At 68.5% G+C, this 24,845-nt stretch carries 31 protein-coding genes; 17 read left to right on the top strand and 14 right to left on the bottom strand.

Annotated elements, in window-relative coordinates; all coding sequences use genetic code 11:
• Positions 1–8 precede the first annotated feature (8 nt).
• On the top strand, positions 9–467 hold the full coding sequence (locus SPI01S_RS17720; protein ID WP_066725729.1) for a hypothetical protein: 459 nt from the start codon (positions 9–11) through the stop codon (positions 465–467).
• Between the two features lies 1 nt (position 468).
• On the top strand, positions 469–783 hold the full coding sequence (locus SPI01S_RS17715) for a hypothetical protein (protein ID WP_066725727.1): 315 nt from the start codon (positions 469–471) through the stop codon (positions 781–783).
• Here the strand turns inward: SPI01S_RS17715 and SPI01S_RS17710 are convergent.
• The gene (locus tag SPI01S_RS17710; protein ID WP_066725724.1) at positions 780–1,424 is read right to left on the bottom strand and encodes an SOS response-associated peptidase; all 645 of its coding nucleotides are present in this window, start codon (positions 1,422–1,424) and stop codon (positions 780–782) included. The two genes, SPI01S_RS17715 and SPI01S_RS17710, sit on opposite strands and share 4 nt — an antisense overlap.
• Positions 1,425–1,786: 362 nt before the next feature.
• Between SPI01S_RS17710 and SPI01S_RS17705 the strand changes: the two genes are divergently transcribed.
• Entirely contained in the window at positions 1,787–4,393 is a 2,607-nt protein-coding gene (locus SPI01S_RS17705) for a TonB-dependent receptor domain-containing protein (RefSeq protein WP_066725722.1), read from the top strand.
• Positions 4,394–4,425: 32 nt separating this feature from the next.
• The gene (locus SPI01S_RS17700) at positions 4,426–6,510 is read left to right on the top strand and encodes an Atxe2 family lasso peptide isopeptidase (RefSeq protein ID WP_169804540.1); all 2,085 of its coding nucleotides are present in this window, start codon (positions 4,426–4,428) and stop codon (positions 6,508–6,510) included.
• A gap of 52 nt (positions 6,511–6,562) precedes the next feature.
• Here SPI01S_RS17700 and SPI01S_RS23285 read toward each other — a convergent pair whose 3' ends face one another.
• From SPI01S_RS23285 to SPI01S_RS22740, 6 genes are all read right to left on the bottom strand, one after another.
• Positions 6,563–6,688 carry a hypothetical protein gene (locus tag SPI01S_RS23285; RefSeq protein WP_281179449.1) on the bottom strand — a complete coding sequence of 42 codons (126 nt, stop codon included), beginning with the start codon at positions 6,686–6,688 and terminating at the stop codon, positions 6,563–6,565.
• Between the two features lie 23 nt (positions 6,689–6,711).
• Complete coding sequence (locus SPI01S_RS17695) at positions 6,712–8,493, bottom strand: asparagine synthase-related protein (protein ID WP_066725714.1); 1,782 nt, start codon at positions 8,491–8,493, stop codon at positions 6,712–6,714.
• Positions 8,490–9,137 (bottom strand): lasso peptide biosynthesis B2 protein, encoded by a 648-nt coding sequence (locus SPI01S_RS17690; RefSeq protein WP_066725710.1) that lies wholly within the window; start codon positions 9,135–9,137, stop codon positions 8,490–8,492. Before SPI01S_RS17690 ends, SPI01S_RS17695 begins: the two co-directional genes overlap by 4 nt.
• 53 nt (positions 9,138–9,190) lie before the next feature.
• Positions 9,191–9,310, bottom strand: a complete 120-nt coding sequence (locus tag SPI01S_RS23435) for a hypothetical protein (protein WP_444544598.1) — start codon at positions 9,308–9,310, stop codon at positions 9,191–9,193.
• Positions 9,311–9,593: 283 nt separating this feature from the next.
• Positions 9,594–10,664 carry a FecR family protein gene (locus tag SPI01S_RS17685; protein WP_066725706.1) on the bottom strand — a complete coding sequence of 357 codons (1,071 nt, stop codon included), beginning with the start codon at positions 10,662–10,664 and terminating at the stop codon, positions 9,594–9,596.
• A complete protein-coding gene (locus tag SPI01S_RS22740) occupies positions 10,661–11,200 on the bottom strand; it encodes an RNA polymerase sigma factor (RefSeq protein ID WP_066725703.1) in 540 nt (179 codons plus the stop codon). The genes SPI01S_RS17685 and SPI01S_RS22740 overlap by 4 nt, the downstream gene beginning before the upstream one ends.
• Positions 11,201–11,615: 415 nt before the next feature.
• Between SPI01S_RS22740 and SPI01S_RS17675 the strand changes: the two genes are divergently transcribed.
• Positions 11,616–11,909 carry an RNA polymerase sigma factor gene (locus SPI01S_RS17675; protein ID WP_084253547.1) on the top strand — a complete coding sequence of 98 codons (294 nt, stop codon included), beginning with the start codon at positions 11,616–11,618 and terminating at the stop codon, positions 11,907–11,909.
• Positions 11,909–12,832, top strand: a complete 924-nt coding sequence (locus SPI01S_RS17670) for a HEPN domain-containing protein (RefSeq protein WP_066725697.1) — start codon at positions 11,909–11,911, stop codon at positions 12,830–12,832. Before SPI01S_RS17675 ends, SPI01S_RS17670 begins: the two co-directional genes overlap by 1 nt.
• Positions 12,833–12,854: 22 nt before the next feature.
• On the opposite strand, the gene SPI01S_RS17665 is transcribed toward SPI01S_RS17670, so the two are convergent.
• From SPI01S_RS17665 to SPI01S_RS17655, 3 genes are all read right to left on the bottom strand, one after another.
• A complete protein-coding gene (locus SPI01S_RS17665; protein WP_066725694.1) occupies positions 12,855–13,457 on the bottom strand; it encodes a GntR family transcriptional regulator in 603 nt (200 codons plus the stop codon).
• 28 nt (positions 13,458–13,485) lie between these two features.
• The gene (locus SPI01S_RS17660) at positions 13,486–14,094 is read right to left on the bottom strand and encodes an acyl-homoserine-lactone synthase (RefSeq protein WP_066725691.1); all 609 of its coding nucleotides are present in this window, start codon (positions 14,092–14,094) and stop codon (positions 13,486–13,488) included.
• Between the two features lie 77 nt (positions 14,095–14,171).
• The gene (locus tag SPI01S_RS17655; RefSeq protein ID WP_066725690.1) at positions 14,172–14,915 is read right to left on the bottom strand and encodes a helix-turn-helix transcriptional regulator; all 744 of its coding nucleotides are present in this window, start codon (positions 14,913–14,915) and stop codon (positions 14,172–14,174) included.
• A gap of 208 nt (positions 14,916–15,123) precedes the next feature.
• Between SPI01S_RS17655 and SPI01S_RS23385 the strand changes: the two genes are divergently transcribed.
• A complete protein-coding gene (locus SPI01S_RS23385) occupies positions 15,124–15,444 on the top strand; it encodes a transcriptional regulator domain-containing protein (protein WP_373278325.1) in 321 nt (106 codons plus the stop codon).
• A 163-nt stretch (positions 15,445–15,607) separates the two neighbouring features.
• Positions 15,608–15,955, top strand: a complete 348-nt coding sequence (locus SPI01S_RS23380; protein ID WP_373278324.1) for a DNA -binding domain-containing protein — start codon at positions 15,608–15,610, stop codon at positions 15,953–15,955.
• Here SPI01S_RS23380 and SPI01S_RS17645 read toward each other — a convergent pair.
• Both SPI01S_RS17645 and SPI01S_RS17640 read right to left on the bottom strand, forming a co-directional pair.
• Positions 15,952–16,539, bottom strand: coding sequence for an ATPase (locus SPI01S_RS17645; protein ID WP_066725683.1), 588 nt, complete (start codon positions 16,537–16,539; stop codon positions 15,952–15,954). The two genes, SPI01S_RS23380 and SPI01S_RS17645, sit on opposite strands and share 4 nt — an antisense overlap.
• On the bottom strand, positions 16,536–16,892 hold the full coding sequence (locus SPI01S_RS17640) for a ParD-like family protein (protein ID WP_066725681.1): 357 nt from the start codon (positions 16,890–16,892) through the stop codon (positions 16,536–16,538). Before SPI01S_RS17640 ends, SPI01S_RS17645 begins: the two co-directional genes overlap by 4 nt.
• 336 nt (positions 16,893–17,228) lie before the next feature.
• On the opposite strand from SPI01S_RS17640, the gene SPI01S_RS17635 reads away from it, so the two are divergent.
• The 4 genes from SPI01S_RS17635 (at position 17,229) to SPI01S_RS17620 (ending at position 20,976) form a co-directional block, all read left to right on the top strand.
• Entirely contained in the window at positions 17,229–18,200 is a 972-nt protein-coding gene (locus SPI01S_RS17635; RefSeq protein ID WP_066725679.1) for an ArdC family protein, read from the top strand.
• Positions 18,197–18,625 carry a DUF2958 domain-containing protein gene (locus SPI01S_RS17630; protein WP_066725677.1) on the top strand — a complete coding sequence of 143 codons (429 nt, stop codon included), beginning with the start codon at positions 18,197–18,199 and terminating at the stop codon, positions 18,623–18,625. Before SPI01S_RS17635 ends, SPI01S_RS17630 begins: the two co-directional genes overlap by 4 nt.
• Positions 18,626–18,716: 91 nt before the next feature.
• Positions 18,717–20,474, top strand: coding sequence for a ParB/RepB/Spo0J family partition protein (locus tag SPI01S_RS17625; protein WP_066725746.1), 1,758 nt, complete (start codon positions 18,717–18,719; stop codon positions 20,472–20,474).
• Between the two features lie 136 nt (positions 20,475–20,610).
• Positions 20,611–20,976: an NIPSNAP family protein gene (locus SPI01S_RS17620; protein ID WP_066725674.1), complete on the top strand. Its 366-nt coding sequence runs from the start codon at positions 20,611–20,613 to the stop codon at positions 20,974–20,976.
• A gap of 18 nt (positions 20,977–20,994) precedes the next feature.
• Here the strand turns inward: SPI01S_RS17620 and SPI01S_RS17615 are convergent, their stop codons facing one another.
• On the bottom strand, positions 20,995–21,405 hold the full coding sequence (locus tag SPI01S_RS17615; protein WP_066725672.1) for an NUDIX hydrolase: 411 nt from the start codon (positions 21,403–21,405) through the stop codon (positions 20,995–20,997).
• Positions 21,406–21,409: 4 nt separating this feature from the next.
• On the bottom strand, positions 21,410–21,889 hold the full coding sequence (locus SPI01S_RS17610) for a YbaK/EbsC family protein (protein WP_066725669.1): 480 nt from the start codon (positions 21,887–21,889) through the stop codon (positions 21,410–21,412).
• Positions 21,890–22,220: 331 nt separating this feature from the next.
• Between SPI01S_RS17610 and SPI01S_RS17605 the strand changes: the two genes are divergently transcribed.
• From SPI01S_RS17605 to SPI01S_RS17585, 5 genes are all read left to right on the top strand, one after another.
• Positions 22,221–22,520, top strand: coding sequence for a DUF736 domain-containing protein (locus SPI01S_RS17605; protein ID WP_066725667.1), 300 nt, complete (start codon positions 22,221–22,223; stop codon positions 22,518–22,520).
• Positions 22,521–22,688: 168 nt separating this feature from the next.
• Complete coding sequence (locus SPI01S_RS17600) at positions 22,689–22,928, top strand: helix-turn-helix domain-containing protein (protein WP_066725664.1); 240 nt, start codon at positions 22,689–22,691, stop codon at positions 22,926–22,928.
• A complete protein-coding gene (locus SPI01S_RS17595; protein ID WP_066725661.1) occupies positions 22,915–23,502 on the top strand; it encodes a S26 family signal peptidase in 588 nt (195 codons plus the stop codon). The genes SPI01S_RS17600 and SPI01S_RS17595 overlap by 14 nt, the downstream gene beginning before the upstream one ends.
• Positions 23,490–24,101: a lytic transglycosylase domain-containing protein gene (locus SPI01S_RS17590; protein WP_066725658.1), complete on the top strand. Its 612-nt coding sequence runs from the start codon at positions 23,490–23,492 to the stop codon at positions 24,099–24,101. The genes SPI01S_RS17595 and SPI01S_RS17590 overlap by 13 nt, the downstream gene beginning before the upstream one ends.
• A gap of 221 nt (positions 24,102–24,322) precedes the next feature.
• Positions 24,323–24,694 (top strand): hypothetical protein, encoded by a 372-nt coding sequence (locus SPI01S_RS17585; RefSeq protein WP_245653646.1) that lies wholly within the window; start codon positions 24,323–24,325, stop codon positions 24,692–24,694.
• Positions 24,695–24,845: the final 151 nt, after the last annotated feature.

The raw sequence follows: 24,845 nt of genomic DNA, 5'->3' as shown, positions 1-24,845 counted from the left end.
CCCGCGCGATGGATGCGATCGAACGGACCAACTGGCTGGCGCATCGCTGGCCGATCGAACTCGAAACCTTCTCCTATGGCGGATGGCTGATCCATGTGGGCAGGGTCGAGGGGCATCGCCTGGGGCAGGTCAACTCCGCTGCGGAGTTCGAGACCTGGAAGGCGGCGCAGCGACCGCTGTGCCTGGCGCGCTTCATTGCGGGGCGGCGCGAGCTTCATCCTCCCGCGGTGCTGGTGGTCGCCGGCAAGTACCGCCTGGGCCGTATCCCGCCTGAGCTGTGGTGTGGCTATGACGCGACGCTGCTGATGGAAGCACCGGCAGCGACGCTCCTCTCTGCCAAGGTGCGCGCGATGTTCCCGGCCTGGCCGGACGCTCTCATCCGGGTGGTGCCGCAGGCACAGGTGCCAGCGCTCGGGCTCAGCCCTGCTCCCGCCGCGGCCGGGCCGCGTCTCCGTTTGGTGGGCTGATATGGCACGCTACGACGCAGACGGCGGGCAGGTGCCCCGGACGCTGTTCGAGGCTGCGGCGTTCCACCGTTCGGTCCGGGCAGTCTGTGCGGGGTGTGGGCACATCGGCGTCTTTCATGCCGCGGCGCTCTGGCGGTTGTTCGAGCGCAGGCAGTGGCCGGGGCTGCTCGCCGAAGTTGGTGCCCGCCTCCGATGTTCGCGATGTGGGCGGCGTGGCACGGCGATCAGCCTGACCCGCGATGCGCCGACGATTACCAACCTGCCGCTCCCGAGCGATGTCGAATGGCGGCGGGCGGTCAGCCGGTTTCGCGCCTAGACCAGGGCCGCCTGTTCGACAGCGCCCTTGCGCTTCACCCAGGGCTCGCCGGTACGCTCCATGACGATCAGGTCGTCGGGGAAGCAGCGGGCCTGGAAGCCTAGGATGTCGTCGAAGCTGCCGTGCAGCCAGCGATCATGGTCGTCACGGTGGAGCAGCACCGGCATGCGGTCATGCACCGGGCGGATTGCCTCGTTGCAGTCGGTCATCACGCCGGAATAGACCGGCCCCCATTCGGCGCTGTCCCGCCACAGTCCCGCCCAGGCGAAGATTGGCGCATCCTTGACGCTGAACCAGGTTCGAGTCTTCGCTCCCTTGGCGCCCTCCGCTTCGGCAAAGCCGGTCAGCGGGATGAGGCAGCGCCACTCCGGCTTGCGCGCGAGGCCTACCCACATCGGCTTGGTAAGATCGGCGATGTTATTGACCGGTTTCGGCTTGGCGGTCGGGCTCATTCCCTTGAGCCGGAGCGGGAAGCCCCAGACCATCGAGTGCAGCACGCGCGCGCCCGCTTCCTCGCGCACCACCATGCCGGGGTAGCCGGGATAGACTTCCTCGCCCGCATTGGACTGCACCGGGTTATCGACGCCGAAATGCGCCGCGACTTCGGCCGCACTCTTCCGAAGCTGGTAGAGGTTGCACATGGCGCCAGCCTAGGTCGAAGGCGAGGTGGCTGCAACGCGCAGCCCATGGTTCGCGGCTACCGGTTTCGAACATCACCAGCCCTTGGCGGCCTTCGGTGACGTCGGGAGGCAGGGTGATCGGCTCCATGGGCTCCGCGTCCAGGAAGCCGGCGACATCGTCGATCGCGGCACGGAGGCTGTGAAGGCGCGACATGGTTCGGCGCGGGAGCCTAGCGCTACCCGCCTATGGGGCAAGGGCTCCGCGCAATGGTGGAAATTCGCCGCGGCTGCCGCCTCGCAAACTTTTTTCGGGTCGGGACCCCGTAGTTCGCCGTCGGCTGCGTCAATCGCTCCAGTGCCGGGACACCGGCGGGGAGAAAAGAATGACGATCTCGAAAAGGGCGCTTTGTGCGGCGATGCTTGCCGCGACGCTTTCCTACAGCGGCATGGCAGTTGTCGAGGCACGCGCCCAGGCTGGCGCGACGCGCTTCGACCTGCCGGCCCAGGACCTTGCCTCCACGCTCCGCGCGATCGCCCGCCAGGCCGGCCGGGAGATCCTGTTCGCGGACGAGGAGGTGCGCGGCAAGCGCTCGGGGGCGATCCGGGGGATCTACACCGTCGAGCAGGCGGTGCGCCTCGCCATAGGGGAGGACCTGGTGGTGGGCGAGGAATCCGGCGCCATCGTCGTCCGGGGGCGCGACGGCCGAGGCGGGGTCACATCGGCCCAGAATGAGAACCCGGATGCCATCACGGTAACCGGCTCGCGCATCCGCGGTACCGAGGGGCCTTCGCCCGTCATTATCGCGTCGCGCCGCGGGCTGGAGGAGCAGGGCATCCCCGACATGGCGAGTGTTTCGCGGATACTCCCGCAGAATTTCACCGGAGGGCAAAACCCCGGGGTCGCGGGGGGCGGTGACCAGGGCGGATACAATAATGTGAACAATGCGACGACGCTCAACCTTCGCGGGCTGGGCTCGGACGCAACGTTGACGCTCATCAATGGTCACCGCCTTCCTTACGACGCCGTCAACCAGGGCGTCGACATCTCCATCATCCCGCTGGCGGCGCTCGAACGCATCGAGGTCATCACCGATGGCGCCTCGGCGCTCTACGGCTCGGACGCGGTGGGTGGCGTCGCCAACCTGATCCTGCGCCGCGACTATGACGGTCTCCTCACCAGCGCACGCGCCGGCGCATCGACCGAGGGCGGCAACGTCCAGCAGCAATATTCGGGCGTCGGGGGCACGCGCTGGGCCGGCGGCGGCTTCATGGCCGCACTCGACTACAGCAAGGCGACCCCGATCTATGCCGACGATCGGCCCTATACCCGCCAACTCAACGCCGGGCAGATGCTGACGACCAGCAGCCGGCAGGTGAGCGGCGTGCTGGCGGGACACCAGGATCTTGCCAGCTGGGCGTGGTTCGAGCTCGACGTGCAACTCGCCGATCGCCGGTCGCGCAAGGTCAACGCCTTCTCGCTGACGGCACCGACCACCTTCTATGGCCAGGACAACCGACCGGTGGTGCGCAGCTATGCGGTGACGCCATCGCTGCACCTGCGGCCGGGGGGCGGCTGGGAGGCGACCCTCCAGATGACCGATGGCGAGAGCTCCACCGTCATCAATACCCAGCGTTATACCAACGGCACGCTGTTCGTCAGTCGTGCGGCCTATGACAACCGGCTGACCAATTTCGAGGCGAGCGCCGAGGGGCCGCTTGCCCATCTGCCCGGCGGCGACATCCGGCTCGCGCTGGGCGGCGGCTATCGTCGCTTCCAGCTCGATTTCGACGTACGCACGACGAGCGGCGGCGTGACCACCGTCTCGCGCGACTCCGTCGAGCGCCGCAACAGCGCGTTCGGCTATGGGGAGCTGTCGGTGCCGCTGGTCGGGGCTGCCAACCGGATGCCGTTCATCGACGCCCTGCGACTGAGCGCAGCCGTCCGCTATGAAAGCTACAAGGGCATCGACGCCGTCGCGACGCCCAAGCTCGGCCTGGTCTACGCGCCGCACCGCGACATCATCCTCAAATATAGCTGGGGCCGCTCGTTCAAGATCCCGACGCTGCAGCAGGTCAACCAGGCACGGGAGGTCATCCTTTTGCCCGCCTCGGTGTTCGCCCCGCAGCCCAGTCCGCCGCTGCCGGCGGGCGCCACGATCCTGGCGATCGGCGGTGGGAGCCCGAACCTCCACGCCGAGCGTGCCAAGAGTTCGACCTTGTCCGCGGAAGTGCGGCCCCGCTTCCTCCCGGGGCTGCGGGTCGAGGCGACGTGGTACGACATCGACTATCGCGACCGCATTGCCTCTCCTATCAGCGATCTGCTCTCCGCGCTGAGCAATCCTGCCGCGGCGAACTTCGTCCAGTTCGCGCCCAGTGTCGCGGAGGCGCAGGCGACGGTTGCGCAGGCAGCGACCGGGCTGTCGAACCAGAGTGGCCAGCCGTTTGATCCGGCAAAGGTCGCCGCCATCGTGGATTCGAGCCTGCGCAACATCGCTCGCGAGCATATCCGGGGTGTCGATCTATCGATCGACTATGACACCCGGCTGGGAGAGGATAGCCAGCTGACGATTGCCGGGTCCGCAACCTATCTCGATGCGGATCGCCGGGCCGCGCCCAACCTGCCCACCGCAGGACGCTCCGGCCTGATCTTCACGCCGCCGAAGTTTCGCGCGCGGGGCGCGGCGAGCTGGCGCACATCGGTGGTTCAGCTGTCGGCGGCGCTAAACTATCTCGACGGGACGACCGACAATCGCTTTTCCGTGCCAACCAGGATCGGTTCGTTCACGACCGTCGACCTGAGTGGCTCCGTTCGGACGCGAGAAGGGCGCGGTCCTCTCGATCGGATCGAACTGCGCCTGAGTGCGCAGAACTTGCTGGACGAGCAACCCGATCCCATCCGCGTCACCAATCCGACCTATGTGGCCTATGACTCGACCAACCAGTCGCCAATTGGCCGCTTCGTCAGCTTCACGGTGACCAAGCAATGGTGAGGCGGCATCTGGTAGGGGCGTTGCTCGCGACCATGTGGCTGCCGGTCCCGTGCCGCGCCGCGGTACCGCCCGATTGCGACGGCATCATGCCGCCGACGATCGCGGCACCACAGGCGAAACGCGCGCTGCTCCCCGAGGATCTTGTCCGGCTGCGCGACATCGGACCCGTCGATCCGAACCAGCAATATGGCGGACTGTTCACGGTATCGCCGGACGGGACCAAGGCCGCGTTCCAGCTGCGGCGCGGTGATCCTGTCGCCAATGGCTATTGCCTCGCGATGGTCGTTGTCGAACTTGGCAGCGGTCGGGCCGTTGTGGTGGACCAAGCTGGCGATTTCATCCGCTTGCGCGTCGACATGCGGGGCAAGGCGCATTTTCCCACGGGGCTTGCCGATGCCATCACGCCGCGCTGGACGCCGGATGGCAGGTGGATCGTCTATCGGCGACGCGACAAGGGGGCGATCCAGCTCTGGCGCGCCCGAACCGACGGCAGTGGCAGCGAGGCGATCACCGACAGCATCGACGATGTCGACGACTTCCGGCTGACGGCAGGCGGGAGCGGAATCGTCTATGCGACCGATTCCGGGTTGCGCGAGGCACTAGCCGCGATCGGAGACGAGGGGCGATCGGGTTTTCACTATGACGATCGCTTCGCGCCCTCGGCGAGCAATCGCCCGTTTCCTCCTGCTCCGCTTGCGCGAAAGACGTGGTTCCGCGACCTGGCGACGGAAAATACGCGACCCGCGACCGACGCCGAGGCGGGATTGCTTGGGGCCGCCTCGACGCAGGAGGGGAACTGGACCCAGTCGGTCGGCCCCGCCGGGCGGATCGCCAGGATACGCGTCCCGGCCGGAAGCCTTCGCCCCGATCGGGGTATGCTTGAGACGGATCTCGGCGGTCGACATCTCACCTGCACCGCGCCGGAGTGCGCCAACGCAAGCTACCCCTGGTGGGTCGGCGACGGGGTGCGGTTCTTCCGTCGCGAAGGGGTGAGAGGAGAGAATATCGGCATCTATGAGTGGCGGCCTGGCAGATCGAAGCCACGTCGGCTGTACCAGACCCAGGACCTGCTGATCAGCTGCGTCCCTAACGGCGCCGAGATCCTCTGCCTCCGTGAAGGTGCCGTGCAGCCAAGAAGGCTCGAGCGGCTCGATCCGAGCACCGGGCGGCGCGACGTGCTGTTCGACCCGAACCCGGAGTTCGCCAGCCTGACTCTCGGGCGAATCGAACGCCTCTACGCGCGCAACAGCTTCGGTCTGGACTCCTTCGCCGATCTCGTCCTGCCGGTGGGGTACCAGCCGGGCAAGCGCTACCCGTTGGTCGTGGTGCAATATGTGTCGCGCGGTTTCCTGCGGGGCGGCACCGGCGATGACTACCCCATCCAGGCCTTTGCCAATCGCGGCTTTGCGGTGCTGAGCATCGACAAGCCCGAGGCGGTCGGCGCCAGGGCGGCGCCCGACTATGTCGAAGGCGACCGGATCAACCTCACGGACTTCGCCGACCGCCGCAGCGTGCTCGAAGCGGTGGAGGCCCCTGTCCGTGTCGCGATCGCGCGCGGCATCGCCGATCCGGTGCGGATCGGGATCACCGGGCTGAGCGACGGCTCCTCAACCATGCAGTTCGCGCTGCTGCATAGCACGTTGTTCACGGCGTTTGCGTCGAGCAGTTGTTGCTGGGATACGACCATGCCCATTCGGGTCGGGCCGGGTGCTGCAAAGGCATTCTACCGCATGGGCTATCCTCGGATCACCGATGACAGCGAGAAGGCACGCGCCCTGTGGCGGCAGATTGCCATCACCCCAAATCTGGAGCGGATCCACGCGCCGATCCTCGCGCAGGTCTCCGATGACGAATATTGGGCCGCGCTGCAGAGCTTTACCGCGCTCCGCGACCTCGACCGGCCGATCGACCTGTTTGTGTTCCCCGGCGAGCATCACATCAAATGGCAGCCGGCGCACAGGCTCGCGACCTACACGCGGGCGATCGACTGGTTCGACTTCTGGCTGAACGGCGTGAAGACCCCCGGCCGCGAGGCGGAGATCGCGCGCTGGGAGGCCATGCGGAAGGTGCAGACGATTCCCGAGAAGCCTAGAGGCGAGACTGCGCCCACGCCCTGACGCCTGGTAGATCCGAGAAGCGGGCGGATGCCGCGGCACCCGCCCGCCTCGCTCAGTCGGCCTGTAGGCCGGGCTGCCAGGTAAGCCCGCCCTCACTGTCGGCGAACCCCATCATCGCCCCGCAGGTCACGAGGCTCGCGGTGCCGAGTTCGATCGTCGTGATATGCTTGGTGTCCATCGTGCTTCTCCAATGTCGTTTGTTCAACCAACAATGCTCGGACTGGGCGCGGTGTCGGCCCCGGATGGCCGGGAAGACCGGGCACCAAGCCAGGCCTCGACATTCGCCAGTTCGAGCAGGCGCACATTTTCCTCTCCGGTGGTCGGCCGCCCGGGCCGGAGCGTTTCCTCGATCGCGCCGGGATCGAGAATGCGGTGATATGCGAGTTGTCCGTCGAGCAGCCGGGCGCGCACCTCCGCGCGTTTGCGCTGGACGATCTCGCCGCAGAATGGGTCAGGCGTGCCCTTGACCCTGCGCTCGATGATCGCGCTGGGGAGTCGATTGGCAAAGGCCGTGCGGGCCATTGCCCGGTCCCGGCCGCCCTCGCGCCAGCGCCAGCTCGGGATAGCGAGGCAGGCTTCCATGATGGGCTGGGAAAGCAGCGGATTGACCACCGGCAGCATCTGGCTGCGATCGGATTCGAGCGTGAGCTGCGCGCGGACCAGCGCGGCGATGTGGGCCGCCTTGCCCGGCAGCGCCGAGGCGGGAGCGTCGAGCCAGGGGTGAGAAAGCGGCGTGTCGGCGAGCGAGGCGACTAGGTCGGGATGCAGGAAGCGCTGGTTCGGCTTCCAGCGATAGCCTTGGGGCTGGCGCGCAAGGCGCATGGCCGCGCGCGTCACACGCAACGGTCCCGCGCCGGTTTGACGGCAGACGTCCCGCAGCGTCGCAAATGCGCCGGCGCCGGGTCCTTCGTAGAGAGCCCGGTCCGCGAGCGCGGCAGCCGACTGCGAATAGCCGAAGACATTGTCGCCGCCATTGCCGGTGAAGAAGGCGTCAGCGCCGATCTGCCGTGCCAAGGCGCGATGCGCGACCTCGTAGGGCTGCGCTTCGACACGGCCGGCGGGACGTGGCAGATGTGCACCTAGCGGCCGTGACAGGTCGACGGCATCCAGGTCGTAGCGACTCTCGGAGAGCGGCAGGCCAACCGCGTCGCATACCAACTGCGCGAAGGTGCGCTCGTCGCCTGCGGCATCGTCGGTGTACAGCGTCAGGCACTCGGCGCCGGGCCTAGCGCCGCTGAGACAAGCCGCGACGATGGAAGAATCGAGCCCGCCCGACAGGCTCAGCAACGGATGCTGGTAGAGCGATGCCCAGCCGGCGACGCAGCGTTCTACGACGCGCCGCAGTCGCTCGGCGGTCGCGGCGCTATCCTCCTCATCGCGAGGGTCGGCGAACGCCCAGGGGGACCAACCGGTGGCCGTCTTCTCGGCCGCGCCGTCGAGCATCACGATGTCGCCGGCGCGAAGGTCGCCGATGCCGGCAAGCGCGGTGTCGGGGGCGGGAAGGCCGGCCGAGTACAGGGTCCGGCCGAGCCCGTCCCATGCTACCGGATATCCGTGGCCGCTCGCCGCTTCCAGAAGCGCGACATCCGAAGCGAAGAGCTTCAGCCCGTCCTGTTCGGCACGGTAGCAGGGCAGCGCACCTGAGGGATCGCGAAGGATCTCGGTGCGACCACCCCGGGATCGCACCCCCACATAGCCGCCCCACCAGGCGTCGAGCAGAGCGGCGAAGCCATGGCGCGATAGGTGCGCCCGTTCTGCCTCGCTGAGGGCAGTCGCCGCGCGTGCCGGACCCTGGCTGGGGAACAGGGTCCCGATGACGACCGCGTCCGGATCGATGGCGATACAGTTGCAGGCCTCGTTCGTCAGCACTGCGAAACCGTGGGCGCTGTGCGTCACCGCGAGGCCGGTACGGGTCGCGATGCGCGCCGTTGCCGGAGCGACCGCCTCCCGGTCCGCGACCAGCAGGAGATAACGCGGCCTCACCGCAGCACCAGGATCGGGGTGTACAGCCGCACCTGCTCGAGGTCGCCGACGACGACGGCATCTCCGGACTGAACCCAGCTATGCGCGGCGAAGGGGTGAAGGCGAACGCCCAGGATCAGCGCGGCATCCAATCCGCGGTGCCAACAGAGGCGGGCTGCAGCGATCGCCCGGGGCAGGCATTGGTCAGCTGCGGGGAGGACCATGGCGCTCGTCGCAAACGCGCCAGCGATTGCCTGCAGCGACGCTTCACCCGGCGATCGAACTGCCGGCGCGGCGGGTGTCAGGAGCCCTCGCAGGATCTTCGCAAGCGGCCGCCGTCGGAGCCAGTGCTTCGCGCGCAACTGACCGAAAATCGCCTGCGCCGAGATCCACGCGGCCCTGCCTGGACCGGCATGGGCGAGGTCTCGCCTCGCAACCGGAAACGAGACGGCTTGCGGGCGTTGCGTGGGATCGGCGCCAGCGACTGCGGCGTCGACCAGCGCGGCGTGGGCGTCCCAGTCGATCGCTTCGCCGGCAGCCCAGCGCTGGAAGATCGCATCCAACGGCTCGGGCAGGCAGAAATAGCGGTCGCGTTCCAGGTCCAGGAAGACAGCCTGGCCTGCACAAAGGCACCAGGAAATATTGGCATGAGAAGGGAGCGACATGTCGGGATCCGCCAGCGAAAGGGCGCGCACCCGAAGGCACGCGCCCGGGTCGATCAGTCGTCGGTGAGGCCGACATTCTGCCGCAGGCTGGTCTCGACATCGGCGAAGCCGATCGTGCCGCCCTTGGTGTCGACGCTGGCGACGCCCAGTTCGATGGTCTGTTCGGTGTTCATGGCACTTCTCCAATCATGGGAAATGTCATGGCCATGACCCGATCGAAGCTAGCCGGCCTGCCGGTTATGAGAAGTTTATAATCCGATTATAATTCGAATGTTTGCGCAGGCTTTGCGATAAACCATTTGGCAACTGGCCTCACCGACCATCGGCAGCGGCCGGGTGGCCACCACTATGTCCAGGCCTCACGGCTAAAGGTGGTGGCGCATGCCTTCCAGACGCATGCTTTTCCCGCCCGGCTTCGTCGCTCCCTGTGCGGTCTCTGTTCGATCAGGCGCTGTTTCAAAGCGCGGCCTGTCTCTGTGCCTCCTTGGTTGCACAGCTTCCGTGCTCTGCCTGCGGCGCTACCACGATCTGGTGCGCGTCGCGCAGGTCGACGTCGCTGCACAACAAGGCGCCCAGCCGGCGTGCCAGGAGCAGCGTGTCGTCCACGCGGAACCATCCCGATACGCGCCGCGTGCCGAGGGATGGGTCCGCGAGGTGGATCGGCCGGCTGGCGGTGCGGTTCGCCAACGCGATGAGTTCCTGGACGGACACCGCTTCGAACGCTTGCGGCGCGGCGCTCTGCAAGCCTGCGGCATCTGCCGAGGTTATGGGCGCTGCGGCATGTTCTGGCTTGGCCGGGTACGTGACCTCCTGGCCCGGTGCCAGCCTGCGGACCTTTGACGTTGGCGTGGTATCACTTCCCGGCAGCGCCACGTCCACCGCGCCGCGGAGCAGCCGGACCTCGACCTTGCCGGCAGGTGCCAGTGCAACCTCGAAGATCGTGCCACGGGCGGTCACGCTGCCGCCGCCAGCCAGGACGATGAATGGCCGGCGTTCGTGCGCGACCTCGAACCGTGCCTTGCCGCGGACCAAGCGCAATTGACGCACGCCGGCCGCGATCTCGACCCCGACCACCGTGTCTGCTGCGAGCGTCACGGTCGAACCATCGGCTAGCTGGACGGTCTGTGGGCCGGTGCTGGTCGACAGTGTTCGGTTGTCCGTCGAGTCTGCCACCGCGGCCGGCCGGTCGGGTGCGGGCGCCGAGGATTGATAGGTGATCCAGCCGCCGACGCCGATCGCGCAGGCGGCGATGGTGGTCAGTGCAACGGCAAGGCCCTTGCGCCCTCGCTTCGGTTCGGGCGCGGAGGTAACGAGAGGCGCATCCGGGTCGGAGAGCAGCTTGCCCATCGCAAAGATCTCGGCGGCGCGATTATACGCGGCGCGGTGTTCCGGCGCTTCCGCCAGCCAGGCCTCCAGTTCCGCCCGGTGCGCCTCGGCATCCGGGCCGCGCGTCCTGGCGAACCGGTGCGCGGCCTCGCGAGCCAGTGCTTCAGCTGCGCCCCCGGCGGGTTCTTCGGCGATGGTCATTGTCCCAGCTCCTTGCCGATCCGCACCAGCGCCTCGCCGACATGCCATTCGACGGTGCGGATGCTGATGCCAAGCTGAGTCGCGATGTCCTTGTAGCCGAGCCCCTCCATTCGGTGGAGCAGGAACACCTCGCGCGTCCGGGGCGGCAGCGCTTCCACCGCAGCCCGGTAGCGTGTGCGCATCTGGTCGAGCTGGATCGCATCCTCCTGGGTAGCGCGGGTCTCGGGCTCGTTCGCCGCGTCGATCGGCACATGCGCCATGCGGTTCGCGGCCCGCCGCGACCGGTCGATCAGCAGGTTGCGCACGATCCGGTTGAGGAACGCCTCGGGCTGGCGCAGACCCTCGCGGGTGCCGGATCCGAGCAGCCGGGCAAAGGCGTCCTGCACGACATCATTGGCATCCTCGCTCGAGCGCAGGCGCGCATCGAGCCAGCGGCGCAGGCGCGGTGCCTGCTCGCGGTAGAGCGCGTCGATGCGCACCTCGGCATGGCCGTCCCCGCGGGGTGCCGCACCAGGATCCTGCTCCGGTGGCCGCATGGGCGGACCTAGGCGAAGCCGCCGCGCAGGGCGCGGGCAGGGGAAGGGAATCGCACGAGAACCCATCTCGTGCCGGGCAGATGCCTCGGGGATACACCCGACCGCGCTGGTCGAATGCGTGTGATGCCTGGCGGTCGAACTCCACAGCGGGCTGCCGGCCTGGACCGCGCTGCGTGTGCAGTCTGCGGTACTTCGCGCGCCTGCGCAACTCTCCCGGCAAGCGACGGATTTGCTTGTCCGCCTGCCGCCCTCGGGGCCGGACGCTGCATGTCGGGCGCGGCGCGAGCGTCCCGCAACCCGGCCGAGGCCGGGTGCTCCGCTGGCGCTACGCCCTGCGGTGCGTGCCGCCGCTGGATCGCGCCCGTACGCAGCGCCGCCGACCGGCCCCGTCGGGGCGGCAGCGCGGAGCAGGATCATGTCGATGGACCAGCAGGAGAGAAGAGCAACGATGCAGAGCGCGGTCGCAGCGCTGCCCGAGGCCCAGCGCGCAGTGTTCCAGCTTTGCGCCGTCGAGAGGCTTGCCTATCCCGAGGTGGGCGCACGGCTCGGCATCAGCACAGCCGAGGTCGAGCACCTACTCGGGGAAGCCATCGTCGCCATCGATCGGAGCCTTCGCGGTCCGCGATACCTGCGCGATCCCGTTGGTTTTGGCGGCAAAGCGCGTCGCGCGCTGTTGCATCGCCTCGCGCGCTGGCTAGGGTCAGGCTGATGCGGACCGATCTCGATCACCTGCCGGCAGCCAAGCAGCGCGAGCTCGAGCGCGTGGTGCAGATCCTGTTCGAGGAATTCGGCGACGCGACTGCCACCGCGACGGTCGACTGGAAGCGGCACGCGCGCATCCTCAAGGTCATCCTCTATGGCAGCTATGCGCGCGGCGGCTGGGTCGATGAGCCGCATACCGCCAAGGGTTACCAGTCCGACTTCGACCTGCTGGTCATCGTCAACCACGACAAGCTGACCGACCGCGTCGAGTTCTGGGCCAATGCCGAGGAACGGCTCAACCGCGAGCTTGCCGTCACCCGGACCCTGCGCACCCCGGTCAACTTCATCGTCCACACGCTGCAGGAGGTGAATGACGGCCTTGCCCATGGCCGCTACTTCTTCATGGACGTCGCCCGCGACGGCATCGCTCTCTATCAGAGCGACAGCACCGGGCTGCACGAGCCCAAGCCCAAGACGCCGAAGCAGGCGCTGGCGATGGCTCGCGAGTATTTTGGCGAGTGGTTCCCGGCTGCCGCTGGCATGTTGGAAACGGCCCAGTTTAGCCAAGCGCAGGGCAGACTAAAGGATGCCGCCTTCCTGATGCACCAGACGGCAGAGCGGCTATATCACTGCGTGCTGCTCGTCTGCACCTTCTATACGCCGCACGTTCATAATCTCGGCTTCCTGCGGACCCAGGCCGAGCGGATCGATCCGCGCCTCGTCGATGCATGGCCGCGCGACAGCCGTGCCGATCGCGGTCGCTTCGAGAAGCTCAAGGAAGCCTATGTGAAGGCGCGCTATTCCAAGCACTATCGGATCAGCGACGAGGAACTCGCCTGGCTCGGTGAGCGCGTCGAAGTGCTGGGTCGTGCCGTACAGGTGATCTGCGAGGAGCGGATCGCGGCCCTCGAACGCAGCGCCGCCGCCTGAACCAGCTTCGTAGGCGGCTCGCCTATCTGCGCGCGGGCCGCATCAGATGCGCGACCGTGCCTGCCACCGCCGCGATCCTGCGGCGATGATAGCGCGTCAGCGTCCCCGTCAGTGCGATCCGGTTGCCCGCAGCGATGGCCGATTCCAAGCCCGTGATTTCCTCGGCGATGGCAGGCAGGGTAGCGACCTCCGCGCGTCGCACGATTGTCAGGCGGTCGTTGAGCGACCGAACCGTAGCAACAAGCTCGGCGCTCTCGGCTGCCTGCGCAACACAGAGGAAGAGCGTGGCGGTGATCTCCTCGACGCTGCCGGAATGCTGGGTGCGGGTGCCGGATGCAGGCTGGACCTGTCGTGCCGCCAGTCCGAGGACCCGACCATTCCACTGGTAGAGATCGCGCAGCGCCGCTTCGGAGAGCAGCGGCACACGGAAGCCGTTGTGATTGGGCGCCTCGACCAGCCGCTCGCCGGTCAGCCGGTGGAGCGCATCGCGGACCGGCGTGATGCTGGCCGCGATCTCCCGGCCGATGACGGCGGGCTCGATCGGCGTGCCGGGCGTCAGTTCGCCGTCCAGCAGCATCTGCTTGATCGCACCATAGACCCGCTCGAATGTCGCGCCGGGGCTCATCGGGTCCGTTCCTGTGGCTGGAGCGCGGTCATGCCGCTCTCGCTTGCGCGGGCACGATGTCGGGTCGGATGCCGTTGGCCGCGAGCAATGCCGGGGTCTCCGGCCGGATTCCGATTCGGAGCGCGCCGAGGCGCATGCCGCCGATCGTGCGGATCGGCCCGAGCGCATGCGCCTCCCAGCCAGAGGCCAGGATCTGCTCGCGCCAGGCCGGCTCGGCGACGCCCACATAGTGGGCGATCCCATGTTCGAGCGCGTAGCGGGCAATCGCGTGGACCAGCACGTCGCGCCACCTGCGCCGCTCGCCCGCGCGAAGGCGGCGGTCGAGGCAGAAGCGGGTGATTTCCCAGGTGCCGGGGCCGGTGGGCGGCGGCACGTCGCACAATTCGGCGAACAGGCTGCCCAGCAAATGCGGGCGCGCGGTCGGCAGCAGCCGGGCCGAGGCCAGATGCTGCCCCTCGCCGTCGGTGAGGATCAGGTAGCGCGCATGGGTATCGTCGAACTGGTCGACCTCGTAGCGGCCGGCGAGGACCGGCAGGTCCCAGCCAAGCAGGTCGACGAACACCCGCTTCCGCGCCTCGAACATCGCGCGCATCGCCGCATCGCCTGCGGCGGCGCCATCGCCCTGGATGAACTGCATGATCGGCTTCCCTCGCTGTGGAAGTCCGATCCGCCGTCCCGGTTTGGCCGGTCGCTATTCCCCAGAGCTGGGGAGTTTCAACGCCGTAGCGCGTCGGTGAAGCTGAGCGCTCCGTCATAGAGCGCATGGATCGCCAGCTGGGTCCGGTTGCCCACCCCGTAGCGGCCGCGCGCTTCCTTCAGGTGCTGGATGGCCGTCTCATGACTGATGCCGAGGATCTTCGCAATCGCCCAGTCGGACTTGCCCTGCGCGGCCCAATAGAGGCAGTCGCGCTGACGGTCGCTGAGCCGCGGCCGGTCCGCCTGCGCCCGCCGCATGCCGACGAGCCGCCTGGCACTCTCGAATGCCGTGGTCCCGACGAACTGCACGAGCGGCATCCATTCGGGGCGGGGCGTTTTTCCCCAGCTCGTCGCGAACGAGCAGGAGCCCGCAGCCTCACCGGGGACATGCGCCGGGATGGTGATGCCGTCGATCAGCCCGATCCTGCGCGACCTGGCGAGGAAGTCCTCATCCCGGTTGGTCAGCGCCAGCAGGCGCGGCAGCATCGACCAGCAGAACCCGACGCTGGTAAGGTGGCTGGCCCGGTGCACCGGGTCCGACGGACCGAAGCGCTCGGCGTCATAATAGGCTTCCCAGTCACGCGGATAATTGTGCAGCCGGAGCGCTGGCTGCGGTGCCCGCGGCACGTCGACATGGTGGGAAAGGGCGAAATACTGGAACCCCATCTCGTGCGTGATGGCGTGGAGGAGGTTGTTAAGTTCGTCGAGAGTCGTGGCGGCCAGGGCGGCCTGTCCGAAATGCTGCGCGGTTGCGATGACCATGGGGCGTACCCACCCGATGCTGGACGCGCCCCAGGCCGCTGCGCCGATGCTGTCGCCACACCGGTATCGCGCCCGCCGCTTTCCCGTCGGCGTCGCGACCCGATCGAAGTGCAATCGATACTAGTTTTTGATGCACTGCGCAAATTTTGGTCGGAAGTACTACCGGCAAGCCGTTTGATAGGCTCGGCATTTGTCCCGCGTACCAGCCATGGGGCCGGCGGCTGACCTGCGACCCGATTGGCGCGACGACGCGCCGTACCGCGCGCTGGCCGGCATCGATCGCGCCGGTCTCGCCTGGGAATGGTTGCGCCGCGACCCCAGCTACGCGGCAATGGCTACCCGGCTGGGCCGTCTTGGCGACGTGGGAGGACAGTCTCTGGTGCCGGAGGCGGACGCCCGGGCATTCGGGCTCTGCTTTTGCCGAGGATCCCGGGCGGTCGGCGCCCGAGGCGCGGCTGCTCTGGCATGCGGACCTCGATCCCTTTGTGCTGGAAGTGCGCGTCTCGCCGACCGCGGCGACGGATCCTGACGGCATCGACCTCGCCCGCCTGCTCCGCTGGGCGACGATCGTCCGCGGCGGCGGTCGCGAGCATGTCGCCCTCTCCGACGGATGGCACCGCATCCGGCTGGACGTGGTCGACGGCTCACTGGTCGAGGAGGGGCCTGCCCGGCTCGACTATCTGCTCTCGGGCATGACCCGGGTTGATGCTCATGTCCTGACCCTGCGGCGGATGCTGGAGCTGTGGCGCACCGGACGCTTCTCCCCGAAACTCCACCCGCCCGAGCCGGGCATCGGGCGGAGGATCGAGGCGCTCCGCGTCGGCGATGCGGTGGCGGCGGGCGCCACCTATCGCGAGATGGCGTCGGCACTGTACGGCGAGGACCTGGTCCGCGAGGAATGGAAGGGGCGGTCCGACTTCCTGCTGTCGCGGGTTCGTCGGCGCGCCGACGAGGCGGCGCGGATGGCGGCCGGCGGCTGGCGCACACTGCTGGGTACAGGGGCGGGCCTGCGGGACGATCGGATCCCTGGCGCGCGCTAGACCGCGAGATCCGCCGCGTACACCGCGCGGACCCAGGCGGGCAGGTGGGGGAGCGCGTAGACCAGCCGACCCTGGGCGAAGGTCAGGCAGTGGCTGGGCGGCCGGTTGAGCGTCGAATTGTCGAACACCATCGCGCGATCGGACCGGAGCGCAGCCTCCCGGATCAGCGGCGCGCCGCGCGCATAGCGCGCGCGGATCTTGTCGTCGGGGACGACGTGCCCGCCTTCCTCGACCCGCGCACTGACGCGCGCCTCCGAGAGCTCGGGCGTCTCGACCCCGACATGCATCAGCACCACGGTGAAGCCGCTCGCCTTCGCCTCTTTGATCAGGTCGAGCTTCGAAGGGTGCGAGAAGACCGTCTCGGTGACGAAGTCCTTGGCTCGGGCGAGATGGTCGGCACGCCGCGCCGTCGCGATCCGCGCGGCTTCATAGGAGGCCGCCGGCGAGGGATCGCGCAGTTCGTCGCGCTGGATCAGGTCGGCGTTGATGAATGGTCCTGCGAAGCTTGGTGCGACGCGCGTAGCATAGAGCGTCGACTTGCCGGCGCCGTTCGGCCCGGCAAGCACGATCATTGTCGGCTTCATGCCTTGCGGCCGGCCTTCTCGCGCACGAGGTTGCAGCTTTCATCGAGCCCTACGCCGAGGCCGAGCTGGCGGCGCCGGGCGAAGAACGCCTCTTCCTCGGGGCTGGGCTGGGCCATCTTCTCGACGAAGCCGTCGAGCCAGACATCCTTCTCCTCTTCGGTGAGCGCCGTCGTCTCGATCTCGCCTGCCAGCGCCGAAGTGATGCGGGCATGGTCGAAATTGCCCGATTTCTCGATCGCGCGACCGATCCGGACCCAATGGGCGATCTGCCCGGCGAGCGACCGGCTCTGCAACTCCGATTCGCGGCGCACGATCTTCATCAGGTCGTCGCCAAGCTTGATCGACTGCGCCATGCAGCACCTCCACGTCTATAGGTAGCAATTTGCTACCTCGGCTTCAAGCGGAGGCCGCACGCCGTTGGCGGCGCACCGCGGCGATGGCTGTAGACGCCGCGCTCCCGGCGCGGCGGCTTGTCCGTGCCTCTCCCGGCACGGCGGGGGAGGGCGGCGCGCCCGGCTAGGCCCGGCGTGGCCGGCGGCAACCCCTCCGCTTGCGCTCCGGGGTGCTCCGCTGCGCTCCGCCCTTCGGTGCCGCCGGCCCCTGGCTCCGGGCCTTTGGGTCGCTGCTGCCGCCCACCCCCCGCCTTTCCGGGGAGGCATGGTGCCTTTTGGGGCGGCGAGGAGGAACCGATGCGCCAAGCCACCAGCCGAAATGCCCGCCCGTGCGGCGCCTGCGAGGATCGCCAGCCTGCGACCCGAGCCAACCTCTATGACGAGGTGACCGCGCGGATCGTCGCCGAACTCGAAGCCGGGCGACTGCCCTGGGTCCAGCCATGGGGCCGGACCGGCGGGACCGGGCCCGGCCTGCCGCGCAACGCGCTGACCGGCCGCACCTATTCCGGGGTCAATATCCTGATCCTCTGGGGTGCCGTCATCGAACAGGGCTGGCCCTCGCAATCCTGGCTGACCTTCCGGCAGGCGCTGGAGGCAGGCGGCGCGGTCCGCAAGGGCGAGCGCGGCCAATGCGTCGTCTATGCCGATCGCTTCACCCCCGAGGCCGAGCGTGCGCGTGCCGCCCGCGACGGCGACGATGCCAAGGCGGTACCGTTCCTCAAGCGCTTCACCGTCTTCAACGTCGCCCAGTGCGAAGGCCTCCGCGAGGGGCTGGCCTGCGATCCTACGCCCTTGCCCGAGCGCGAGATCGTGCCCGTCGCCGAGGAGGTGATCGCCGCCTCGGGCGTCGAATTCCGCGTCGGCGGCAATCGCGCCTTCTATGTGCCGTCGCACGACTTCGTGCAGGTGCCGCCGCAGCCCGCCTTCTTCGAACAGGTCAACTATTACCGCACCTGCCTGCACGAACTCACCCACGCCACCGGCCATGCCAAGCGGCTGGGCCGCGACCTGACCAACGCCTTCGGCAGCAAGGACTATGCCCGCGAGGAACTCGTCGCCGAGATGGGATCGGCGTTCCTCTGCGCCGCCCTCGGCATCGTGCCGACCGTGCGCCATGCCGACTATATCGGCAGCTGGCTGGACGTGCTGCGCGAGGACCATCGCGCGATCTTCCGCGCGGCGAGCGCCGCCAGCAAGGCTGCCGATTGGCTGCTTGGCCGCCACCGCGAGGCGCAGGCCGCCCACGAAGCGGGGAGGGCGGCGGCATGATCCTCCTGACCCCCGAAGTTCGCGACGCGCTTCGCGCCAACGACGTCGCCCGCCGGACCGCCCGGCGCGAGCGCCTGCCGGAGCCCGACCCCGTGCCGCTGCTCAAGCTGTTCAACCCGCTGGGTGCGGCGACCTGGCTGGCGACCGAACTCGACGAAGACGGCGACACGCTGTTCGGCCTTGCCGACCTCGGCTTCGGCTGCCCGGAGCTTGGCTGTTTCAGCCTCTCCGAGATCGCCGCCATCCGGCTTCCCTTCGGCCTCCGCATCGAGCGCGACCTCGGCTTCGAAGGCTTGGTCCCGCTCTCCGACTGGGCCGACTGGGCGCGGCGCGCCGGGTCGATCATTTGGGCCGAAGCGCTGCTCCGCCGTGCCGTGCGCGGCGGCGAAGCGCCGGACCCCGAGCTTCCGCCAAGCGGCGGTTGAAGCGCCGGCGGCGCGCTTCGCCGCCATCCCCGACAGCCCGGTCCGCTCTATCGAAACGAACGGCGGACCGGCGCTCGCAAGGAGCACGACCATGACCCTATTGTTCATCGACCAGGACAAGCTGTCCGTCAGCAAGACCAACATGCGCTACAGCAAGAAGGCCCCCGACGTGTCCGACCTGCTGCCCACCGTCCGCAAGCGCGGCATCATCCAGACCCTGCTCGTCCGCCCCGCCGCCGAGGCCGGGCAGTTCGAGATCGTCGCGGGCGCACGGCGCTTTTACGCGGCCCGGATCGTCGCCGCCGAAACCGGCGAGCCCGAGCCGTTGCCCTGCCGCATCCTCGCGGAAACCGACGATGCCGCCGCCATCGAGGCCTCGATGATCGAGAACCTGTCCCGCCTCGACGCCGACGAAGTGACGCAGTGGGAAACCTTCACCCGGCTGGTCCGGCAGGGCCGCGACGTGGCCGACATCGCCGCCACGTTCGGGCTGCCCGACCTTACCATTTCGCGGGTGCTGGCGCTCGGCAACCTTCTGCCGCGCATCCGCCAGCTCTATGCCGCCGAGAAGATCGACCGCACCACCATCCGCCACCTGACGCTCGCCAGCAAGCACCAGCAGCGTAGCTGGCTGGCGCTATTCGACGACCCCGATGGCTATGCCCCGACCGGGCATCAGCTCAAGGCATGGCTGTTCGGCGGCCAGTCGATCGCCGCACGCTTCGCGCTCTTCGACTTGGACAGTTTCGGCGGCGCGATCGTCGCAGACCTGTTTGGCGAGGACCGCTATTTCGCCGATCCCGATGCCTTCTGGGCCGCGCAGAACGCCGCCATCGCGGCGCGCCGCGCAGCCTATCTGGAACAGGGCTGGAGCGATGTCGTGGTCGTGCCGCCGTCCGAGCATTTCCATAGCTGGGAGTATGAGAAGGCACCGAAGCGCAAGGGCGGGCGGGTCTATGTCGATGTCCGGGCGAGCGGCGAGGTTACCTTCCACGAGGGCTATCTCTCGGCCCGGGAAGCGCGCCGTCTAGCGCGCGGCGAAGCGTCGGAACCAGCCAGGGCGCCCCGTCCGGAAGTGACGTCGACCATGCAGACCTATCTCGACCTGCATCGCCATGCCGCCGCTCGCGCTGCGCTGCTCGGGCAGCCCGGCGTCGCGCTGCGGCTGATGGTCGCCCATGCGATAGGCGGTTCGCACCTCTGGCGGGTGTCGCCCGAACCACAGGCGACGCGCGCCGACGCGGTCCGCGAAAGCGTCGAGACCTGCCCTGCCGAGACGCTGTTCGACGAGCGCCGATGCGCCGCGCTGGCCGTGCTCGGCCTTGCGCCCGACGAGCCGACCGTGACCGGCGGCAGCGGCCATGAGGGCGGCGTGCCCACGCTCTTCCTGCGGCTGGTCGACCTGCCCGACGCCGTCGTCATGGAAATCCTGACCATCGTCATGGGCGAGACGCTGGCGAGCGGCAGCGCCGTCGTCGCGGGGCTAGGCGTCCATCTCGGCGTCGACATGGCCGACTGGTGGGAGGCGGACACCGCCTTTTTCGACCTGATCCGTGACCGCGAGGTGCTTCTCCGGATCGTTGGCGAGGTGGCAGGCGAGACCGTCGCCGCCGCGAACGCGGCCGAGAAGACCAAGGTCTTGAAGCGCATCATTCGCGATCATCTGGACGGGGCCGACGGACGTCGAAAGGTCGAGCGCTGGGTGCCAAGATGGCTGGGCTTTCCGGCGTCCGCCTATACCAGCCGAGGCGGGAACGACGCCGTTGGCGCGCGTGATACGGCCGAGTCTGCGCAGGCCCCCGAGCCGGATCCCGACACCGCGCCTGCACCGTTGCAGCGGGCGGCGTGATCGGAGGCGGGTGCCCGCAGCCGACCCCGGATTTCGGCCGCGTGGCGCCGCCCAAGGGCGCGCCACGCGGCATTTTTTGCATCGTGCCGTGTTCCGGGCGTACCCTTCCGTAGGGTGTCACGGAAGGAAATGTCGGATGCAAGCCACGGCGATCGTCTGCGAAGTGCGGTATCGGCTCGACCCCGAACGCCTTGCCGAATTCGAGGATTATGGTCGCGCCTGGGTGCACCTGATCGAGCGGTTCGGTGGCACCCATTACGGCTTCTTCCTGCCGCGGGATGCGCCCAGCGACACGACGATCAGCTTCCCCGGCAAGGAACGGCAGGGTGAGGACAACATTGCCGTCGCCTTGTTCGGCTTTCCGGACGACGCGGCCTATCGCCGCTATCGCACCGAGCTGCCGCAAGATCCCGAGGCCGTCGAGGTCATCGCGCGCTTCGCCGAACCGCCCTTCGAAAGCTATGAGCGCCTCTTCCTGGAGCCGCTTTCAGGCGCGTTGTAAGCGCGGATCGCGGTACCGTTAGAGCGTCTCCGCCAGCGGCAGGACGACATCGCGCGTCAGCGGTGCGAGCGGCAAGTGGGCGGCCTCCGCGATACCGATCCAGATCGCTTCCGCGATCTCCGCCTGCACGATCGGCACATGCCGCACGCGGAGATGGAACAGCTCCGCCTCGACGATCGTGTCGGGCTCATTGGCGGCGGGCGCCGAGAATCGGCCGAGATAGGTTGCATCGCGCGCGCGCAGCGCCAGCCCGATCTCTTCGGCCAGCTCGCGCCGTAGCGCGGCCAGGGCGCTTTCCTGTCCCTCGATCTTGCCGCCCGCCTGCATGAACCACGGCGACCCCGCCTTCCGTACGAGCAGCAGCCGTCCGTCCCCGTCGTCGATCAGGGCGGCGGCGATGCGAATCGTCCTGGAAACTGCGTCTGCCATGCGCTCAGCCGACCGTTGGCTCGGGAAGGCTGCAGACATCGATCCATGTGGCGTCGACGAGCGCCGCCAGCCGCTCCGGCGACAGCGCGACCGAGGTATTGCGCGAGCCCGCCGCCGGATAGACGATCGCGAACGCCTTGAGGCTCTGATCGCAGTAGATCGGGAGCGCTGCAGGCAGCCCGAACGGGCAGACGCCACCGATCGGATGGCTGGTCACTGCGAGCGTTTCGACGGGATCCAGCATCCTGGGGCGTCCCCCGAGCGCTGCCTTGGTCTTGCGATTGTCGAGGCGCGTGTCGCCGCGTGTCACCAGCAGCGCGATCTGGTCCCCCACGCGAAGCGCGAGCGTCTTGGCGATCTGGCCGGGCACGACATCCAGCGCGATCGCGGCTTCGGCGACGGTCGCCGTGCTCAGTTCGACCGTGATGACGGCCAGGTCGGGCGCACGCAGGGCGAGGTCGGCAAGAACGGATTCATGGCTCATCGGACCCATCGATAGCCCAGCAATCCCCGATGCCCAATGCGCGCGATCGCCACGGATGGCTTCCGCTCGTCGGTGGCCTTCCGATGCCGGTCACGGCCGCCCCTATGGCCTCTCGTGCTGGCAGGTCTGGCGCTGTGCGGCCGGTGCCGCGCAACGGCGTCGCCGACTTTCTTCCCCGCCCTGGCGGGCTCCTCGCGGAGCAAGAAAGCCGGCTTTGGCCGTCCTTCGCTGGCGCTGCGGCCTCATGGTGCGCGTCGTCCGCCCATCGCCTGATCGACTGCCATCGAGGCCGCATGGGGCGGCATCGAGACACGCATAAGGAGACTTCACCATGGCACAGATCGGCAGCTTCACCCGCGGCGAAAACGGCATCTATACCGGCGAAATCCGCACCCTCACGCTCCGCGTCAAGGCGAGCATCCGCCCCGTCGAGCGCGACCACGACAAGGCACCCGACCACCGCGTCAACGCCGGCGGGGTCGAATTCGGCGCGGGCTGGACCAAGGCGGCGCGCGAGACCGGCGCGGAATATCTCAGCCTCAAGCTCGACGATCCGTCCTTCCCCGCGCCGATCTACGCGACCCTGACGCAGGGCGACGACGGCGAATACAAGCTCATCTGGTCGCGCTGACATCGACCGCCCCTCGCGCCACGCGCGGGGGGCTTCGGTCCTTGCGGGGCAGGGGGGTGTCGAAGAGATGCAGGTCGATTCCGACACTCCGCAGCCCGCGCTTCGGCAGCCATCCCAGGCGCGAGCGACGGCAGTCCCGCCGCCGGCTCGACGCGACGGGAGTGGCGGATGGACATCGACGACGACATCGCGCGCGCGAACCGCGCCAAGCGCGGCTCGCCCTACCTCAACACCGACCAGGCGGCGGCCTATCTCAAGATCTCGACCCGGCTGCTCAAGCAGCTGCGGCGCGACGGCAAGGGGCCGACCTTTCGCCGCCACAGCCAATTGGTCCAGTATCATATCGACGACCTGGGGGCGTGGTCGGACGCCCAGTCGGTACGCGGCGGCGGCCATGGCCCGGCGTGACAAACCGCTCGGCGAGCTGCCGCTGCTCGCCTGGGGCGACCGACATCCTGTTGTGGCCGGACAAGTGCCGCGGCGCTTAGGCTGGCGGGGCGTCGCGATCGGCCTCGGCACCGGCCTGCTGGTACTGACCATTGCCGCGCCTCCGACCCCGCGTCTGGTCTGGAACGCGAGCGCCAGCGCGCCGATCGGACTTTATGCGGTGCGCCCCGGCGCATCGATACAGGCCGGCGACATGGTGGTCGCCCGGCTGCCCGATGGCTGGCGAATGCTCGCCGCCCGGCGTCGCTATCTGCCTGCCAATGTGCCTTTGGTGAAGCAGGTCGCAGCGTTGGCGGGTGACCAGGTCTGTGCTGTCGGTGCCCAGGTCCTGGTCAATGGCACGCGCATCGCCGAGCGCCGCAGCGCCGATGCCGCCGGGCGCCCTTTGCCCTGGTGGCGCGGATGTATCCGGCTGCGGCAGGGGCAGTTCTTCCTGCTGATGCCGGGCAGTCCGGCCTCGTTCGACGGCCGCTATTTCGGCCCGACCGACGGCGCGCAGCTGGTCGGGAAGGCGACATTGCTATGGCGGCGCTGAGGTCGATGGCGGCCGCGGCGCTGCTGGTCCTCGCCACGCCGGCACGGGCCGATCCGGTCGAGCAGTGGCGTCCGTTGATCGCGGAAGCGTCACACCGGTTCGGCATACCCGCCTCCTGGATCGAGCGGGTGATGCGGGCCGAAAGCGGCGGGCGGACCACGCTTGGTGGCCGACCGATCCGCAGCCGGGCGGGCGCCATCGGGCTGATGCAGCTGATGCCTGCCACCTGGGCGGAGATGCGCGCGCGGCTGGCCCTAGGCAACAACCCCGACGATCCCCGCGACAACGTCCTGGCGGGCGCCCTCTACCTGCGGCTGATGCATGATCGCTTCGGTTATCCGGGGCTGTTCGGCGCCTATAATGCCGGGCCGGGCGCCTATGCGGCGTATCTGGTGGGCAGGCGCACGCTGCCGCGCGAGACCCTCGTCTATCTGGGCGCGGTCACTGGCCAGGCGGCGGTGGTGCGTTCGCCCAACCGCCAAGCCGCCCTGCGACCGGGACTGTTCATGGTGGGGCGGGAGGGCGCTGTCCCCCCTTTCCCCGAGCGGCAGGACATGGCCCCGAGCATGCTTTTCGCAGTCCGAAAGCGCGTCCCGTGATGGGGAGCGGGGGAGGGGCTCGTCTCGAAAGTCCGAGCATGACGGGTGACGAAGCGGCTCTCAAGGCCCGCGGGTGCCCCCCAATTTTCTTCGAAAATCGGTTCCCCCCACGTCCGCTTCGCGGCGCTTCCGCTGGCGCTCCAGCGGCCCTGACAGCCACTCCGCCACCCGTCTTCGAGGCGATGTTCTCGATCAGGAGAACAGAAGCGAAGGAGACGGTCATGGCGATGGTACAACCGGTTTCGGCAGCGTCGGGCGCTGCCCAGGATCGCGTGTTGGCGGCGCTGGTTGCGGGGCTGGAGCGCGAGTTCGGGCGCTATGCCGGCGAGGCTTTGGCGCATCGGTTCCTGGACGCCGAGGAGGCCGAGTTTCTCTGGGAAGCGCGCGACCAGGACCGCTGGCTCGGGTCGTATGAAGGCACGGACAGCGAGACTGGTGTCGAGCTGGATCGGGTCCGGATCGTCGGGCGGGTGGCAGGCCGCTGGTACGTCGCGGTGATGATCGTCGATGGCGACGGACAGCCGCACGGGCTGCTGGGCAAGCGCAGCTTCGGGCACCGACGCGGGGCCATGGCGGCGTTCGTGGATGTCTGAGCTTCTGGCCAATGCATGCCGGGATGCGGTGCCACATCGGCATCGTGTCCCGGCTTTTTTGTCGCGCCGGGATGGGCGGGGCAGGGTGGTCAGAGAGGGAGGAAAGGGGAAACAAGATAAAGGCAGTGTCTCGCGACACCTGCCAAGGGAT

Origin of the sequence: Sphingomonas pituitosa NBRC 102491 (assembly GCF_001598435.1) — a bacterium.
Classification (GTDB): Bacteria; Pseudomonadota; Alphaproteobacteria; order Sphingomonadales; family Sphingomonadaceae; genus Sphingomonas; species Sphingomonas pituitosa.
This window is presented reverse-complemented; position numbering and strand designations above follow the sequence as displayed.